At 50.8% G+C, this 17,867-nt stretch carries 15 protein-coding genes; 2 read left to right on the forward strand and 13 right to left on the reverse strand.

Annotation, left to right across the window (positions count from 1 at the left end):
* Positions 1-23: 23 nt before the first annotated feature.
* From BUB13_RS01730 to BUB13_RS01790, 13 genes are all read right to left on the reverse strand, one after another.
* Positions 24-914, reverse strand: a complete 891-nt coding sequence (locus BUB13_RS01730; RefSeq protein ID WP_072905021.1) for an NHL repeat-containing protein — start codon at positions 912-914, stop codon at positions 24-26.
* A 10-nt stretch (positions 915-924) separates the two neighbouring features.
* Positions 925-2,097, reverse strand: a complete 1,173-nt coding sequence (locus BUB13_RS01735; RefSeq protein WP_072905022.1) for a cytochrome c3 family protein — start codon at positions 2,095-2,097, stop codon at positions 925-927.
* Positions 2,097-4,049: a cytochrome c3 family protein gene (locus BUB13_RS01740; RefSeq protein ID WP_072905023.1), complete on the reverse strand. Its 1,953-nt coding sequence runs from the start codon at positions 4,047-4,049 to the stop codon at positions 2,097-2,099. The genes BUB13_RS01735 and BUB13_RS01740 overlap by 1 nt, the downstream gene beginning before the upstream one ends.
* Positions 4,046-5,674: a peptidylprolyl isomerase gene (locus tag BUB13_RS01745; protein ID WP_161947604.1), complete on the reverse strand. Its 1,629-nt coding sequence runs from the start codon at positions 5,672-5,674 to the stop codon at positions 4,046-4,048. Before BUB13_RS01745 ends, BUB13_RS01740 begins: the two co-directional genes overlap by 4 nt.
* On the reverse strand, positions 5,671-6,264 hold the full coding sequence (locus BUB13_RS01750) for a hypothetical protein (RefSeq protein ID WP_139249277.1): 594 nt from the start codon (positions 6,262-6,264) through the stop codon (positions 5,671-5,673). Before BUB13_RS01750 ends, BUB13_RS01745 begins: the two co-directional genes overlap by 4 nt.
* Positions 6,264-7,652, reverse strand: coding sequence for a flagellar hook assembly protein FlgD (locus tag BUB13_RS01755; RefSeq protein WP_139249278.1), 1,389 nt, complete (start codon positions 7,650-7,652; stop codon positions 6,264-6,266). The genes BUB13_RS01750 and BUB13_RS01755 overlap by 1 nt, the downstream gene beginning before the upstream one ends.
* A 112-nt stretch (positions 7,653-7,764) precedes the next feature.
* Positions 7,765-8,361, reverse strand: a complete 597-nt coding sequence (locus tag BUB13_RS01760; protein WP_084091662.1) for a hypothetical protein — start codon at positions 8,359-8,361, stop codon at positions 7,765-7,767.
* A gap of 30 nt (positions 8,362-8,391) precedes the next feature.
* A complete protein-coding gene (locus BUB13_RS01765; RefSeq protein WP_072905028.1) occupies positions 8,392-10,488 on the reverse strand; it encodes a hypothetical protein in 2,097 nt (698 codons plus the stop codon).
* Positions 10,489-10,508: 20 nt separating this feature from the next.
* Positions 10,509-11,285 carry a cytochrome c3 family protein gene (locus tag BUB13_RS18730; protein ID WP_341860470.1) on the reverse strand — a complete coding sequence of 259 codons (777 nt, stop codon included), beginning with the start codon at positions 11,283-11,285 and terminating at the stop codon, positions 10,509-10,511.
* Entirely contained in the window at positions 11,285-12,679 is a 1,395-nt protein-coding gene (locus BUB13_RS01775; protein WP_072905030.1) for an NHL repeat-containing protein, read from the reverse strand. The genes BUB13_RS18730 and BUB13_RS01775 overlap by 1 nt, the downstream gene beginning before the upstream one ends.
* 251 nt (positions 12,680-12,930) lie before the next feature.
* Positions 12,931-13,386 carry an N-acetyltransferase gene (locus BUB13_RS01780; RefSeq protein ID WP_072905031.1) on the reverse strand — a complete coding sequence of 152 codons (456 nt, stop codon included), beginning with the start codon at positions 13,384-13,386 and terminating at the stop codon, positions 12,931-12,933.
* 8 nt (positions 13,387-13,394) lie between these two features.
* Positions 13,395-15,077 (reverse strand): DNA repair protein RecN, encoded by a 1,683-nt coding sequence (gene recN, locus BUB13_RS01785; RefSeq protein ID WP_072905032.1) that lies wholly within the window; start codon positions 15,075-15,077, stop codon positions 13,395-13,397.
* A 7-nt stretch (positions 15,078-15,084) separates the two neighbouring features.
* Positions 15,085-15,939, reverse strand: coding sequence for an NAD(+)/NADH kinase (locus tag BUB13_RS01790; protein ID WP_072905336.1), 855 nt, complete (start codon positions 15,937-15,939; stop codon positions 15,085-15,087).
* Between the two features lie 189 nt (positions 15,940-16,128).
* On the opposite strand from BUB13_RS01790, the gene BUB13_RS01795 reads away from it, so the two are divergent.
* Complete coding sequence (locus BUB13_RS01795; protein WP_072905033.1) at positions 16,129-17,436, forward strand: replication-associated recombination protein A; 1,308 nt, start codon at positions 16,129-16,131, stop codon at positions 17,434-17,436.
* On the forward strand, positions 17,436-17,849 hold the full coding sequence (gene yidD / locus BUB13_RS01800; RefSeq protein ID WP_072905034.1) for a membrane protein insertion efficiency factor YidD: 414 nt from the start codon (positions 17,436-17,438) through the stop codon (positions 17,847-17,849). The genes BUB13_RS01795 and yidD overlap by 1 nt, the downstream gene beginning before the upstream one ends.
* The last annotated feature ends 18 nt before the right edge of the window (positions 17,850-17,867 follow it).

Consider the following 17,867-nt stretch of genomic DNA (forward strand, 5'->3'; position numbering starts at 1 on the left):
AAGCCTCCGTTACCGCTAAAATACTATCGGGTCAGAATATCGACCCGGCCGTTCCCCTCGTCAACCACACAAAGCCGCTCATCCCAGTCAAATACCAGCTCCTCAGGGAACCAGAGTTGCCCCGGCCGCTTCCCTTTACCGAGAAACTCAAACCGCTTATCTCCAGCAGGTCCATAAACAGCAACAATACCTGCGTGCCGATCCAGTACATAAAAACGTCCCGCACTATCAACCTCGAGAGAAACAGGAAACTCCAGCCCAGACACCGAGACAGGCGCACTTGCAACTCCGGAATTGTCAAAATGGTAGATCTGAGCCTTACGTCCGTCCAACGCCCAAATCCCATCAGATTTAAGCTTGAAATCAACGAAGCCAGCAAAAGCCTCCCCCCCACGGAACTGCCTTTTCACACTCAAATCATCGTCCAGCTCCAGAACAGATCCACGCAACTGATCAAGAACAAAAATACGATTTTTCGGATCAATTGCAATTTTCCCGAGCCTGACCCATGAACCGTCCGGATATTTCACCCTGAATCGCTGAACTTTCTGTAGCCTGGGGTTGATTTGCAGAAGCCTATTATCCGCCCTATCGACAACCCAAAGAACGCCTTTCTGACTGCGCGCCAAAGAAATCGGCGTTTTCAGTTCCCCACCAGCATTAAATGCAGCAAGGAACTTGCCAGTATTATCAAATGATACCAGCTGTCCTCCTTGCGCATCGACCAGGTAGTAGCGTTGCTTGTCAAAATCAACATACAGAGCAGTAGCTAAATCAATCTTCACCCCAGCTTTTCTATCCGGTAGTTGCCTGTCATAATTCCAAGGGCCTGCAGCCAGCACAGAAGAGGCAAAAACCCCTGACAAAAAGATGGCCAGAGCGCCCAACCACATTTGTTTCAAACGCGCATTCATTCCAGCCCCCTTAATAACCCTGATGGCACTGAACACAGAGCCCTCGCTCCGCGCTGCCACGCAAATAGTAACGATAATCGGTTCCGTCATTGGCATTGTGACACGTCAGACAATCCATCGCCTGATTATTGCGTGGGTCTATTGCGCTCTCCCCTATTGGATGGGTAAATCCCTTATGCTGATCATGGCAGAGGTTGCAGACCTTCTGTCCTTCGATCAGCATGGCGACATGGTTACTGCCATGAATATTGTGGCAATCGTTGCAGTTCTCCCAGTTTTCATGCTTATGCAAACTCTTCCGACGTCGCTCAAAGGTGTCGGCATGACAATCCTTACAGACATTGCCGAGCACACCAGGCAAAAGTCCCTTGCGATCGCCCACATGCGGGTTATGACAGCTGGTACAGGGATTCCCCGAACCACTGACACCCAAATGGTTGTGGGCATAATTGAAACTTCCCAAAACAGCTTCATGGCACTGCAGGCAGTTATCGAAGTCGTTTTCGCCATCATGACAGGCGCGGCAATTCTTATCTGCAAAGGGTTTATGGCTGAAAGCCCTTAACAAGTTCTGAGACTCGCCACCATGAGGGTGGTGACAACTCAGACAATCAACACCGCTTAGATCTTTACCCAGATGCTTACTGCGCAGCTGCTTGTTATCCTGATGGCAGGAAAAACAGAGTCCGCCAGCGTCGGCCTTCAACAGACGAGAATCACTCCCGCCATGTGCAGCGTGGCAGGCACTGCAATCTCCGTCAACATAGGGTTTATGGCTATACGTGAAAGTCTTGTGCGTCTCTTCGTGACAGCTAAAACAAAGATCACCACCTGTTTTACTCAACAGCTTTCCGTACTCCGCAGCATGAGGATCATGACAACTTGAGCACTCACCTTTCCTCACGGGTTCATGCAAAACCATTCCCCCCCCAAGTTCGCTACTCAGTTCCTGATGACACTCAAGGCACAATTCGTGGCTCTTTTTTTTCAGCAGCTTTTCGAAACGGGAAACATGAGCGCCATGACAAACCAGGCAATTCGCTTCTGCCACAGGCTTGTGAACCACCTCCCCCTTAAACTTTCCGGCATCGTGACAGTCGAAGCACTCCATCGCGCCAACAGAAAAAGGGACACACAGAAGCCAGACAAGGACAAAACCCTGAAGGATCCTAAAAATTGACATCATTCACTCCCTCCCTTGTGACAGGAGCGACACTCTCCCTTGGCAAAAGGTTCGTGCTTTACAGGCAAGGTGAGGGACGCATCCGGCCCACCATGAGGGTCATGACACTCGAGACAACTATCCTTGCCAGGAGCGATCTGCCGGTGGACTGCCGACATGGTTTGCGGATCGACATCATGACAATCAGCACAAAGAGTGACCACACTTCCAGCTGTTTTGAGCTGTTGTGGCTGGTGTGGATCATGGCAACTGCTGCACTGACCCTCGGCAGCAGGAGCATGAGCGACTCCCTTTTCCCAGAAGCGATCGATGTCGTGACAGTTCAGACAAAGATCGGGTGGTGGCTTTAACAAGAAGGCATTCTCATCGTTGCCATGGGAATAATGGCAAACGGAGCAGTTCTGATGGCCTCCCGGTGTCCCCGCAATAGGTTTCCGCTCGCGATGGCATTCAACACAGACCTCCTGCACCGGACGTTCAAGTAAAAACGGCTGCTGGCTTCCATGCGAACGGTGACAAAGCTCACAGCGCCCCTGGTTGAAGGGTTGATGGCGAGCATTCTCTCGTTCGGTTTCAATCGTTCCGTGACACTGGCCACACCCTTGCGCACCGGTTGTTCGCAGCAATTGTTTCTTTTCCCCACCGTGCGGATCATGGCAGGACGAGCACTTCCCGTCGACAAAGGGCCGGTGCAGGCTCTGCAAGCCAAGGTCTTCTCCAACCTGCTGATGGCATTCAGCACAAAGCGGACGCTGCGGTTTCACGAGAACACCTGGCTGGGTGCTCTCGTGAGGAACATGACATCCAAGGCATTCCAGATCTGCAACGGGTTGATGATTCACCTTTTGCCGCTTCGCTTTTTCTGCATGGCAATCGATGCAGAGTTTTGACGCATCCTTGCGCAAAAGATTCGATTGCCCTTTGCCGGGCAGATGTGGACCGTGACACTTCAGGCAATCACCTGTTCCGGCTGGGGCATGCACGTGGCCGATCGGGGCATTTTCTTTTTGTGTCGGGAAGAATTTGAAGCTATGGCACTCGAAACAGATATTCTTCGGATCTGCCTTTGCGATCCCCTTGAAGTCACTGGCATGAGGACTGTGACAGGCAAAGCAATCACCATCTGCAACTGGGGCGTGCGTTTGCGACGCTGAAAAATCGGTTTTCAGATCTGCATGACATGTGTAGCAAAGCGCTGCTGCATTCTGAGTCACTGCAAAGGGGGCAGTATCAGTCGCCGCAGCGTGACAAGATGCACAGTTCAGACTTGTGACAGGCTGATGAGTGAATTCTTTCAACAATTTCGGATTGTCGGCAGAGTGGACACTGTGACAGTCAGAACAGCCACTTTCTACCGGATAGCCGCCGTGGGCTTTCTCAAAAGCCTTGCTGCCGACAGAGTGACAATCCTTGCAAAGCGCAGACTCGTCTTTTATTAACAGACGACCGACTTTAGCGCCGTGAGGTTCGTGGCATGTACGACAGCCTTTTTCCAGCGGGGCATGAACATACTGACGTGTAAACTTTTTCTCTTCATGACAGCTGAAGCAGAGCTGCTCATCCGGTTTCGTCAGCAAATTTTCGTTGGGCGAGTTGTGAGGTTGGTGACAAAGGGAACAAGCCCCCTTATCGACAGGATCGTGGTGCAGTTTCTTTTCCGTTAGTTCTTTCGCCAGTGCCTGATGGCAGGTAAAACAAAGAGCAGCACCTTCACGTTTCAGATATGCACCACCGACCAGGCCGTGTTTACGGTGACAGCCGAAGCAGTCGCCTGTTTTGACCGGCTTATGAACCACTCCGGCAGAATAAAGCGAGCGGTAATCTTCATGGCAATCCAGGCAGGACTTGCCGTCTCCCCCCTGCTGTCCACTCGGCACACAGGCTGCCCCGGCCAGTAACAGCAAAGCCGACAACAGCGCCAACAGACTTCTCAGAACGGCCCTGTGGATCATGATGCCTTCTCCTCCAAGAGCTCTTTGCGTAATGTCTGCCACTTCCCGTTGTTGAGCTTGATCGTCGAACGCTCACGCAAGCGGCGGACGAAATCATCACGAACAGCTTTAAAGTGCTGCTTTTCCAATGTTTTTCTAATCATCTCACGAACGTGCTCTAAAGGCATCACTTTTGTTTCCACAGCCCGCACCACTTTAATGAAGTGAGTATTGGCACCATCAGGGATAACCGTAACCTGCCCCGATGCCAAGGATTTAACGGCTTCTTGAACAACCGGTTTCAAATGAACCAAAGGCTCTTTTTTCACCTGCACTCCAGACGGAGAGATCGGTTCCATCACGGAAAAAAATTCGGCACCGTTCTTCAACTTCTCGGCAATATCTTCCGCCAGAGCTTCTTCGTTTGTCGTCACCTGGGCATATTCGATCATCCCCTGATCTGAAAACTGTTCTCCGTTTTCGTTATAGTAGTTTTCAATATCGGCATCGGTCACCTGAACCTCCGGCTGCACTACGACCCGCTCAAACTCTTTGAGCAAGCGGTATTGCCGATAAAAATCATATACCGGCTTCAGCGGCGGCACCTCTTCGTAGTTTCGATCCAATGCCGCTTTTTCTGTCAGCACCTGAACCAGGATATCGTTAACCACCCGCTTCTTTGTTGCCTCAAAGGATTCAGCGTTACGTCTCGCAGTTCCTCTGAGCTTTTGTCCTTTTTCAATTGATGCATAAACAAAACTGGCTGGAATTTTCAAATCCTCGATCGTAATGGCAATTTTATCCGCGTCCGCAGAGGGAACTCCATCAACAGTGATAGTATCGATCAATGACTGATTGATCTGCACTGCATATTCTTTCTTCAGCTGATCAAGCAACTGCGCTGTCAAGTCAAGCTCCTGCTGTTTCAAACTATTGCGAATCAGCTTCTGTTTGAGCCCAGCAAAATCTTCCTCGTTACCATCCTGCCGCTGTAAAACCTCCAGAAAGTACCAGACATGACCATATTTGACCGGCCCGGCGACATCCCCCTGCTGCAGTGGCAACACAGCGGCACGCAAGACCTCCGGAATACGGGTAAAACGCATCAAGCCCGTCGACTCGAACTGTTCAGCTTTCCCTTCCAACCCTGCTGTCTCTACCAGTTTTTCAAAAGCCACACCCTGGGCGATCAATTCCTGCAACTGTGCAGACTGATTATCGTCCTGCACTGCGATCATGCGGAGGTCAAGCAACGGCGTGTATTCTTCCTGATAGGTTTGCCAAAGCTCCTCCTGGGGCGGAATAACCTTCTTCGCATCCACCTCTTCGGCCTTGAGCTGCATCAGCGAACGAACCTTGAGAAAAACATCCAGCTTTTTTTTGTAGCCGGGATTTTCAAACAGCTGCATGGCGTCTGCTTCACCTGACAGGAGAAGAAAGTCAATATAGGGGTCGAGCGATTCATGCACCGCCATCCCCGGCTCCTGCCATTCTTTCCACCAGTGACGATAGTCCTGTTCCGTATATTCCTCACCGTTTATCTGTAGCAGATAGCTCTGTCCCCAGAACGCGCAGCTCAACTGCGGCAACAGGCACAGAAGCAACAAAACCCACAACGGGGTCAAACAGGTTTTCAAACCACTCATCGACATGTAATTCCCTTATTGAACCAATCTTCGATTATTTCCTGTGACATTTTTTCAGTTAAACCACTCAGGGTCGTTTCGACGCCAAAGTGCATCAGTTTACGGAAATCATCCCCTTTGCGCTGATGAACTGTATTCAGCACCAGCGCTCCGGTATCAGCATCGTAAACATTGAACGCTAAAGACAAAAAGGGCACTTTTTCATCACCAGATCGCCGGACGGAACCTGCATCAACAACACGTCCCTGGATAACCACATCAACTTCAAGCTGACTGGCCATATCAGTCAGATGCCTTTTAAACAGCGATGACCCGGGGCGAAGCCGCTGGCGTAAAAAAAACATGCCGACATCGCCAGCCTGAACAAGGTTGAACTCGCCCGTCTGCAGCAACTGTGAAGTAAACAGACGCTCAGTCAGCAAAGCCACCTCCTGCTTCCTCGTCCAGTTTTCAAAAGGCAACAGAACCACACTGCAAATATTGGTGTCAGCACCAGCCATTATTCTGGTCTGCAGCCCATGGTGATTTGAACAGCCCAGTAATGTTAAGCAAAGGCCTAACAGCAAAAAATAGGTTATCTTCTTTTGCATCAGAAATCCGGCACCCAGGATTCAGCTTCCTGCTTCTCGATTTTCTTCTCTCCCGCAACAACCTGCAGCTTTACTTTTTTCCCGCGCAAACGATTGCCGAGAGGATCGACACCATCAACTGTCAAATAAGCCCATTTTTCACCTTCAACCGGTAAAAAATCAAAGGTTGCCGGCAATTCTCGGCCCTTCCCTTTTACCAGCAAAGCCCCGGTCATTGAGCGCAATTCAACTCGCCAGTTACTCAGCGGAAATTCGTAAAAGCCTGCCGCATGCAGCGTTAGACTTGCTTCTCCCTCAATGTTTTTGATTTTCCCCTCAACTTTCGGAGGATAGGCCTGTAGAACAATTCTCTGCTCTGCCGCGGATCTGTTGCCGGCCAAATCCCAAACTTCAAGACCAACGGTGTATACTCCGTTATCTAAACGGAAACCGTCGCCGCCGCGCCCCTCCCAGATCATCCGTTCCGGCAGATCAGTATCGTATTCTTCATACGCAACAACCTGCCCTCTTTCGTCTTTAATGGACAAAGCCCAGCCGGCCATTGGGCGCAGATTGTCAACCCGCGGCAAAATCAGGACATGGTTACGAAAGGCCAACCGCTGTCCAATTTTGATTGTTTTCTTGATCTCCATCTCCAGGCCGGGAGCGTCGTTGATGACTTCGTAGCTGGCAACCGATTCCAATCGCTCGACTGTTCTCTCACGCCCCCACTCGAAACGCAAATCAACGTCATAACGGCCATCTTCTCGCGGAGCAAACCATTCCCCTTGGTAGCTGTCAGTGCGGCGGTCATATTGCAGATAACTTTTCCCGATTTCGCTCTCGGCGGCAATAAAAGTTGGCCGTTTGCCCAAAAAAAGGATTTTTAAATCTGCTTTTACCAGCTGACTTCCTCGAACATAGCCAGGGTAGAGAGAGAGGCCAACCAACTGGTAATCCCGGCTTTCCAGTGATGATGCATTATGGGCAATGTCTGCCAGCGGAGACAAAATATCCTTCAGTACTGGGCGAGCCAGATCAACAACCGACTTCGCTTCCCCAACCCCCAGTATCGGTGCCTGTTCTTTGACGCTGGTCGCTTCAGATGCCGACCAGACAGGAGCACCATCGACAGTATCAAGCGCAGTAAAGGTCAAACCGATACTTGGCGTTTTTTCATCCATTTCGGTCACGGTACCGAGCAGGACCAAAGAGGAATCGAACTCAGCACCGATTTTTTTCACCAGATAACTATCGAGGAAACGAAAACTCCGCACCTTGTTACGTGCCATAAACAGCATCAGATCATTACGGGAAACCATCTCGACACCTAGCTGCTTCAAACTGGTTTCTACCGCCTTGGTCAGTTGCAGGTTTACGCCGTTTTCCCCTTTGCTGAAATCAGACATTGGCAGTAACGCGACTTTCTGCGCACTGACAAAATCAGCATGCAGAAGCAGGCAAAAAGCCAGAGCTAATATCAGGGAAAATCGGTATAAGGTTCGGATACAGCTCAAGAGGTCAATCCCCCGTCATCGTTGCCAATAAGCGTTTTGCCAGGCGGAAACCAACCTGGTTGACATCTTCCCCGGCAAAACCGAACAAACGATCAAATGTACGATAGCCCGTTTCGCTGCCGCTCGCCTGCCAGATAATCTGTCCGCTGTTGACATCAACCAGGCGCAGGGTTGCAGCAATGACCGGGTATGAGTAACTGCCGTTTTGTTCTTCTCGAAAATCCTCAACGGCCCCGGAGAGGTAAGCCTGAACATTCAGCTCCTGCCCCAGTCGCATTGCCGTCGCCATATCGAGAGAGCCCTGATCTTTCTGGATCAACTCCTCCTGCAGGAAACGTTGTGATTCCCCCTTTTCAACAACCTCAAACAATCCGCGACTGAGGATTTCTGTCACTACAACATCAGAAAATCTCAACTCAGCAAATTTGAAATCGGTATGATTTTCAAACGGAAGCACAGCAACCCGGGTTACATAGCCCAGCCCTAAACTCTCTGCAGCATAATGCCGTGGTGCACTGGAGCAGCCACAGAGCAGCCCGATACTGAAAAGTAGAATTATTATCCGGTATCTAAGCACGATAGCACCTTTCTCTTTTCGCATTTCTACCTACCGACAATTGACGTCTAAAAGCTAAAAAACCATATTCAACGAGCCGTTAAAGTTCCAACTCGAGGCATCATCTGTAATCGTATAATTACCATTCGACTGCAGGGACAGGTAGCGACTGATCATCCAGCTTAGCTGAGCATTGTAAGTCTGCTCGATTTCATCTGCAAACTCATAGGTAAAACCAAATCGTGATTGCAGTTTACGGCTCCAGAGCCAGCTCGTATAACCGGTCAGTGTTGATGTATTATCTTCGATTTCACCGTCATAGCTAACATCGATCAACAACATATCGGAAGGGCGATAACCCAAATCTATTCCGTAAGTTGTCGCGGTTGTCGTATCTCCGCCAGTCGATTCTGACTCTGAGTAACCAAGATCGAAATCGAGATCAGCTTTAGGCGACAGCCGCGCGGTCATCCGCACAGTTGTTCCGTAACTGCTACTTTTGGTCTCTTCATAGGAGTTTTTGTTTTGCGACCAGTGGACACTCCAGGACGCTGTCAGGTCCGGATAAATTGCCGCTGTCAATGTTGAGCTGACCGAATCGCTGGTCGTATCCCGACCATCATCTGAACTGTTGTCAGTATGCGTGTAAGCAAGGGAGTAGTTCAGTGTCGACAGAGGCAGAGCATTCATCGAGAGAGAATATGAGCGGCTTTTCCTGTCCGCTGAATTGTCTGCTTCATCAATGTTATCTGTGACCGCCAGGCTGAAACCGACCGTGCCGTTCAATCGATATGAACTGGTCAGCGACTGATTCAGCTGCAGGGTATCACCGGTATCATACTGATTCTCCACCCTTCTCAGGCTATAAGAAACCGTCCAGCGATCGGTCAGGTTGACTGTTGTACTAAACTGGCTTTGGATAGATGTCGTATCTCGCGTGAGCTCAACGTTATCCAACAAAGACACGGTAGAATTGTAGGCAACAATATCGTCTACGTAGGCGTGATAGGTTGCATTTTGTGACAGCGACACCACCTTGACATAATCAGCAGAGTAGCTGCTAGACAAGGACAACGTGACAACAGTACGGAAATTACCGTTGAAATAATCCCCACCGACAGTCACGTTAAAGTTGCTGGCAGGAATTTCAGTCCACGAGCTGTCACCCACATTGAAATAATAAATTTCCCACTCGGCATCAGAATCCAGCAGGTCGGCGACAGAATCCTGCAACGTTGTCCGCTCCGAACCAATCAATCGGTACAAGCCAACTTTCAACACATCGAATTCACCATTGATCGGCGCAGCGTCGTTCAGCGGGCTGTCAATCTGGATCGTCATATTCTGATCGGTTTGTTGAAAAACATCTTCCCCGACAAAAGACCCTGTCCCTAATGAAGCGGCCGCATCATCTGGATCTGCGTCGATCTTGTAGTAACGTCCACTGGTCACAAGTGCGCCATCAGGATTTTTTGTCGTGCTTTCAGCAACTTTATACTGCTGCGAAGCTGAAACTGCGACCCGGCCGTTCCAAAAAGTGTCGGCATAGCTGACCTGACCTGTCTGGTCCAGTGTCTCACTCTCAGTCAGCTCGATATTATTGGTCGACTGTGAATAATTGGCATCGTAAAGCATTTCAAAAGGGCCGTAGTTGTAATCGACACTCACCCCGGCAGAATCGGATTGCGTATCAGTCAAGTCCTCGTCATCGGTTGCAGTACTCTGGCTGATATACAACCTGACACCGGGCCAGCCCTCTGCCAGATTGCTTGACAGGTTCGCCCCCCAAGCGTCGTTTGTCCGGGTTGCCGAACCTTCGCTCTCCGATTTGGTTTCAGAGGCATTAAGGTTCAGATTAAATAGATCGTTACGCAAATCAAAAGATAGCCTGGGGCTGAGAGTACTGCTGTCACGTCCTTCAGAAGGGCTGCTCTCGCTGTAGCGCACCGAACCGGAAAACGACATGGCAGCGCTCAGATCCTTGCTATAAGTCAGATTGTAGTTCTGACTGACTGTTGAGCTATCCTGATTATCCCCGCCAGCTTCCTGATAATTCCAGCTGCTATTAAAACCGAAAGGGTCGCCTGCATGTACTGGTGCAACAACCAATAACGGCAAAAATGCCAGGCCGATTAGCAGCCAGAAAAATTTATGTCGTCCCGTCAGCAGCATACAATCAGATTCGTCTCAAATCAGTTGATCAAGAGGTGCGGACCACCGTGGCAATCGACGCACTTCGGAAATTGTTCATGCATACCAGCATCATGCGGTTTGAAATGACAAGTTTCACAAGTCGGAATCCTTTTGTGCTGACTCTTATGGCAATAAACACAAAGGAGCAAACCATGCTTGGTCACAGTTTGCTGTAAACGTTTACCTGGACCAGGATGACATGCCTCGCAATGGCGCGAATCAAGAGTATTCAGGTAGACGACCTTAAGTGGCGAATGGGGCTGATGACACAAGCGACAGTCGGCATAACTCTGACCATTCAAATGGGGCTCGTGACATTCCAGGCAATCGAGGTACTGACCATGCTCAAGGTGGCAGTCTTTACAATCGAGAATACTGTGGTTGCTTGGATAATCGAACAGCTCACCCCCCTGCGCCGGGTGGCAACTACTACAGGCTTCATTGGTACGTGATGCCCGCCGAAAATCGATCTGCGTAGGGCTGTGGGGTTTATGGCAGCCAAGGCAATTGCTCACCTGGTAGTGGTCTTTGTCCTGCGGTTCATGACACAGGGAACAGGCCGGTATCGCGTTGGTTCCCCGAGGCGGATGTTCCTGATGACATTCGATACAGGTCACCGCATCACGGTGTTTGCCACCGAATTCGGCAACTGTCGCGAGTATATCTGTATGACACATTTGGCAGTCATCAGCCTGCAGCGGAGGGGCCTCAACAGCAAAAGCATTCAGACAATGGAGCATAAAAACCAAGAAGCAGAGAAACGCAAGCGGGCGCATCACCCTTCACCTCCTTCGTCCACATTCGGGAGCTCCAGCTCAAAAGCTTCGCCGCGGGTGCGCATTATTGCTGGCACACGCTCTTCCTTGCGCAGTTGCTCACTGACATGGTACCCCTCTAAAGGATCAAGGTAAGGTCCGACAAGTACTTGAAACCAGATGCCGCTTCTGCTTCGCTGAAGCTCCCGCAGAATCACCGGGTATCCTTTTCTTGCCAGATCAAGCTTGATCATCTCAGCATCAGCTTGATTCTTGGTGATAACAGCAACCACAAGAAAATCACCTTCGCTCTCGAGTTGCAGTTCATCTTTGAGCCGACGAATATAGGTAAACTCTTTCGGTTGCTGTGTTTCCTCTTGAACCGCCTCTTCAACAAATTCATCCTGAGCCAGCAGATAGGGCTGTTCAGGCTGTTCCTGTTGGCCGAAGCCCTTGCCACTGATGAATTCAAAAACCTGCACACGATGATTAAAGGTGTCCGCTACGATCACCCGTCCACGGCCGTCAACAACAACATCACTCGGGTAATAGAACCATCCCCGCCCGGCACCCAGACCACCAACTTCAAACAGAAACTCACCGGTTTTCGCAAAAACAGTCATGGTGTGGCGCTGATAATCGACCAGGTAAACCTGACGTCGCACATCATCGACAGCAATACCGCGCGGACGTGAAAGTTTACCGACCTCACCGCCCTTTTCTCCGAATTGATACAGCAGTCGCTCATTCCGGTCATAGACAAACACCCGCCCCATCGACTCACTCAGCATATAGAGTCTGCCATCCAGGCCGATTTCAATCGCCAGAATCGGAGCCCTTTCGGAAACTCCGAGAACCTGACCTTTCGGTCTGATCCAGCGAAGAAAGTTCCCCTCATTATCAAGAACCATGACGCCAGTGCCGTTCATGCCAACGACATAAATTTTACCGTCATCGGAAACAACCAGATCCAGTGGCGAAAAATGTTCAAAGTCGGGGAAAAAAATATTCCGTACCGGCATAAAAGCCATATCGTAGACAGCGATATGCGGGCGCAGTTCTTTATCACTTGCGCCTACGCAAACGTACAGATAGCCATTACGGATATAGGTTTTGCTGATACTATGCAGTCCGCGGCCCGAACCGATCGACAAGTAGGGAAAGTAATCAGGAGTCAGAACAACCAGCTTGTTGGTCTGAGGGCTGGTCACATAGATTTCATCACCATCACGGTCGTAGCTGACACCGGATGGAAAACGCAGATCTGTGCCACTCTCGTCGACCTGTAAGGCTTCGACTGAACGCATAACCTGAACATGCGGCATCTGCGCTTGAGTTAGCTGAGGCAACAACTGCACAGCCAGAACAAACAGCACCAGATAAATTATTCGTGCAAAGCTAACCGCAGCAGACAACAAACATTCCCTCAAATATTGCAATAATTGAATATATTCGACAAGTTAGATGACAAAGAATAACGCTGTGACAAATAAAACACAAGATTTCAAGTTAATCACACAAGAAAAAATGATGAATCTAATGAAAAAAGAAGTGTTTCTTCACAATGCAGAAGACAATAAACGAATTATTGTCAAAGGGCAGGACATCAAGAAAAACTATTTATTTTGAAATAGTTAGGAAGAAAAACCGGTTACTGAAGAAGCAATCAATCAGTCAGATCGATCGCCAATGCCAGCTCATCGCAATCGGGAAATTTAACGCAGTTCAAGCATGCTCCCCAAATTTTTTGTGGTAATTCCGATTTTTCGATCTCAGAAAAACCAAGCTTCTGAAAAAACTCCGGCTGGTAAGTCAGGGCAAAGACCCGTTTTATCCCCAACTGGCGCGCCTCATTCAAACAACTCTCAACGATCAGTCGACCAATTCCTTTACCAGCCTGCCCCTTGGCAACGGCCAGTGAGCGTACTTCCGCCAGATTTTCCCAGCTGATCGCCAAAGCACCGGTTCCGAGCACAACGCCATCTTCTTCAAAAACATAAAAATCGCGAATATTCTCGTAAATATCAGCTAGAGAGCGCCCTAGCAGCTGGCCTTCATTCGCATATTCAAGAAGCAGTTGATGTATCGCACGGGCGTCCGGAATGCGAGCATGTCGAATCATATTTATCCCTAACCTGCTACCTTTGCAGCTGTTTGTGAGCGAGCAATCAATTCACGTGCATGTTCCAGTGTACTTCCACTGACATGCGCTCCCCCAAGCATCCGGGCCATTTCGGCAACCCTCTCGTCAGCTGCAAGCCGTTGCAGCCGCGTACTGGTTCTGCCGTCCAATTCCTGCTTGGCGACCTGGTAATGCTGATCGGCAAAGGCTGCAACTTGCGGCAGGTGAGTTACGCACAGAACCTGCAGCTGCCCGGCCAAGCGACCAATTTTCTCACCTACAGCAGTCGCCGCTTCACCACCAATTCCAGCATCGACTTCATCGAATATCAACGTGCGCACACCATCAGCTTCCGGAGCGCTACGCTTAAGTGCCAACATAATCCGCGACAGCTCACCACCTGAAGCGATTTTCGCCAAAGGCTGAGCCGGCTCACCGGGATTAGCCGCCAGATAAAACTCGCCCCGCTCCAAACCATCTGCCGATGGGGTCTGAAGCGCAGCCAGCTGCAACGAAAATTCCGCTTTCGGCATCGCCAGATCAGCCAGTTCTCGCTCAACCGCTGCTGACAGTTTCTCTGCTGCCTGCCTCCTGAGCTTACTCAACTCCCCGCCCCTGGTCATAACTTGCTGCTCTGCGACGGAGAGTCTCTGCAGCAACTGGTCACGATGTCCTTCGACATCACTCAATGTCGCCAATTCCGTTTCGATATCGACCTGATAGCTTAACAACTCGTCGATTGTCGGAGCATATTTTCGTTTCAAGCTGGTCAACAGCGCCAAGCGTTCTTCAACCTGCTCCTGACGATGCGGTTCAAATTCCAGCTTCTCGGCATAACTGCGCAGCTCGGCTGCGACATCTTCAAGATTGAACAGACTACTGCGCACCCGCTCAGACAGGTCAGCCAGCTGCGGATCAACGCCCTGTAAAGCTTCAAGCTGATCAGCGACAAGACCAAGCTGGCTGCAGACCGCTTGCTGACCGGCGTAAAGGACCTCGTAGCCTCCAGAGGTCGCAGCAGTCAGCTTCTCCGCATTCTGCAGCAGGCTGCGCTCCTGTTCCAGTTCCTGATCTTCATCAACAACCAGTTTTGCTGCCGCCAGCTCCTGCTGCTGAAAAGTCAGCATATCAAGCCGCTGTTGACGTTCACGCTCAGCCAAGTTCAGACTGTCGAGCTGCTGCTGTAGCTGTTGCCAGTTTTGTAATGCATCACGGTACTCATCCAGCTGGGGACCGAGTCCGGCAAAATCATCGAGAAACGGCAGATGGGTCTCGATCCGCTGCAGATTTTGATGCTCATGCTGGCCGTAGATATTCACCAATTTGCTGGTCAGTTCACGCAACTGAGCCAGAGTGACCGTTGAACCATTGACAAAAACACGGTTCTTGCCGGAACGGGAAACGATCCGCCGCACCAGCAGTTCATCATCATTCTCCAGCCCCTGTTCGGCCAATTTGTCTTTCACCGAAGACTCGCCGACGAGATCAAAAATTGCCTCAACCGTTGCTTCATCGGTCCCGGTACGAATCACCTCGCCGCGGGCACGACCGCCGAGCAGCAGGTTGACCGCATCGATAACAATCGACTTGCCGGCCCCGGTTTCCCCGGTCAAAACATTGAAACCCGCACCAAATTGGACATGCAGGTTTTCAATAATGGCAAAATTTTTAACGATTAAATCCGTGAGCATAACCCGGTTAACGCTCGCCCCAACTCAGCTTGGTCCGCAAAATTTCGAAATAATCCTTACTCGGGCTACTGACCAGTCGGGTGCGCGCTTCAGAGCGCCGAACCTCGACGACATCCCCCGGCAGAAGTTTGCGGCCGACTTGACCGTCAGCAGTGAAAAAGACGACATCGTCCTCGAATTTCACTTTAATCTCGATCTTCGAACGACTCCAGACCACGATCGGCCGGTTTGTCAGCATATGCGGGCAGATCGGCGAGATAACAAGACTGTTGATTTCCGGATAGATAATCGGCCCGCCTGCGGCCAGGTTGTAGCCGGTCGAACCGGTCGGTGTCGAAATGATCAGGCCATCCGCTTTATAAGTACTCAGGTGACGACCATCGACGCAGGTCTCCATATCGATAATCCGCGCCAGCGCTCCCTTGTTGATAACGACATCGTTGAGCACGGTGTAGCGACCAACCTCCTGGTCGCCACGATGTATGATGGCATCGAGCATCATTCGATCGGAAATCTGGAACTCGTCGCGGGCGATCAATTCGAGCATGCCGGGAAGTTCATCACGAGTCACCTCGGTGAGAAAACCGAGCCGCCCCAGGTTGACGCCGAGAATCGGCACCGTCAATTCACCGATCTGGCGGGCGACTGAAATCAGGGTCCCGTCACCGCCAAGAACAATGATCAGGTCGACCTGACCGGGAATGTCTTCTCCGGAAAAACCATTCACCTGACCAATCTGTTCAGCCAGACCGTCTTCCAGCAGAACCTCGATATTTTCTTTCTTCAACCGCTCACAAATCATCAAAGCCAGCTGTTCCGCATCTGGATGATTTTTTTTCGCGTAAACCCCTACTTTTTTCAACACGTCAGCATCCTCAAAAAAAGCATGAAAAGTCCATGGTAACGGCTTTTGCCGCTTTTTCAAGACGTCCTCTTCAAATCCCAGACAGATACCATATGCGGACGTTCAAGTCTATCGGATTTAGCGACCTGGGGAGTTGTTATAACGCTCCCGAGCATGCTACATTTAGCCGCTTGCAAAGGAAGGTTTATGGATCTTTTTGAACAATCTGCTCAAAACAACAGCAACACACCACTGGCTGAACGGATGCGGCCACAAAACCTCAACGAGGTCGTCGGTCAGCAGCACCTGCTCGGTGAAGGCAAGTTGCTAAGACGCCTGATAGAAAATGATCAGCTTTCATCGGTCATTTTCTGGGGGCCGCCAGGTACCGGGAAAACCACTCTCGGACAGGTCATCGCCGGCAGCACCCAGAGCCGTTTCGTTTTTTTCTCCGCTGTTCTCGGCAGCATCAAAGACGTGCGTGAAATCGTTGCTGAAGCAAAACAAGAACGCGCTTATCACGGCCGCAAAACCCTGCTGTTTGTCGATGAAATTCACCGCTTCAACAAAGCTCAGCAGGACGCCTTTCTGCCATCAGTGGAAAAAGGCGAAGTCACCCTGATCGGCGCCACCACCGAAAATCCCAGTTTCGAAGTCAATTCAGCGCTGCTTTCGCGTTCTCGCGTTTTTGTCCTGGAGTCGCTGGCAGCAGAAGATCTGGCAACCCTTATCCACCGGGCACTAAGTGAAGAACGCGGCCTCGGCGACCGCGACTTACGGATCGATGAAGATGCGTTGGAATTTTTAGTACAACAGGCGGACGGCGATGCCCGCATTGCCCTCGGCAGCCTCGAAGTAGCAGCCGCAGCGACCAAAGATCGCATCAGCCTGCAGACGGTGCAGGAAGCGGTACAGAGAAAAGCCCTGCTGTACGATAAAGGCGCAGAGGAGCACTACAATGTCATCTCCGCTTTCATCAAAAGTATGCGTGGCAGCGATCCCGATGCTGCCCTCTATTGGCTGGCGCGGATGCTCGAAGCGGGTGAAGATCCACTGTTCATTGTCCGCCGCATGGTGATTTTTGCCTCGGAAGATATCGGCAACGCCGACCCACGGGCCCTGCAGATGGCTCTGGCGGTTCAGCAGGCGGTCCACTTCATCGGCCTGCCGGAAGCACGCATCAACCTCGCCCAGGGAGTCACCTACCTGGCCACGGCCCCCAAAAGCAACGCCAGCTACCAGGGAATCAACCAGGCCCAGGCCGAAGTCCGTCAATCGGGCGCGCTGCCGGTGCCGAAACATATCCGCAATGCTCCAACCAAGTTGATGAAAGAACTCGATTACGGCAAAGGGTACAAGTATGCCCACAACCACGAGGGGGGCGTTGCCGACCAGCAGCATCTACCGGACCAGCTCGCCGGCCGCACATTCTACCAGCCGACCGATCGCGGCTACGAGAAAACCATCAGCGAACGGATGGCGTATCTGGATCAGCTGAAAAAATCGGGGCACTGATGACAAAAACATTTATTATCATCCTGATGTTACTGATAGCAGCCCCCGCCTGTGCCGAAAACTGGGGACCATGGGAAGCGCCAAAGCAAAAACGATCAACATCGACCCCTCAAGCGAATCCACTCGAAGTAGCAATCAAACTTTTTCAAAAACACATCTCCAGCGTCGACGGGCCCCGCTGCCCCATGTATCCCACCTGCTCGGGGTACGGCCTGCAAGCGGTCAAAAGACATGGTCCTCTTCTCGGCACTTTTCTTTTGGTCGATCGCCTCTTCCGGGAGCAGGACAGCGAACTCATCAGCCAGCGAAAGATAGTCAAATACGGCTATATCCGCTTCTTCGACCCCGTGGATGATAACGACTTCTGGCTACAGCGAATGTCTAAAGAAAATCCCCATCCAGAAAACCGATAAAGCTGTTCGCCAACATCA

It is taken from the genome of Malonomonas rubra DSM 5091 (assembly GCF_900142125.1).
GTDB lineage: Bacteria > Desulfobacterota > Desulfuromonadia > Desulfuromonadales > Geopsychrobacteraceae > Malonomonas > Malonomonas rubra.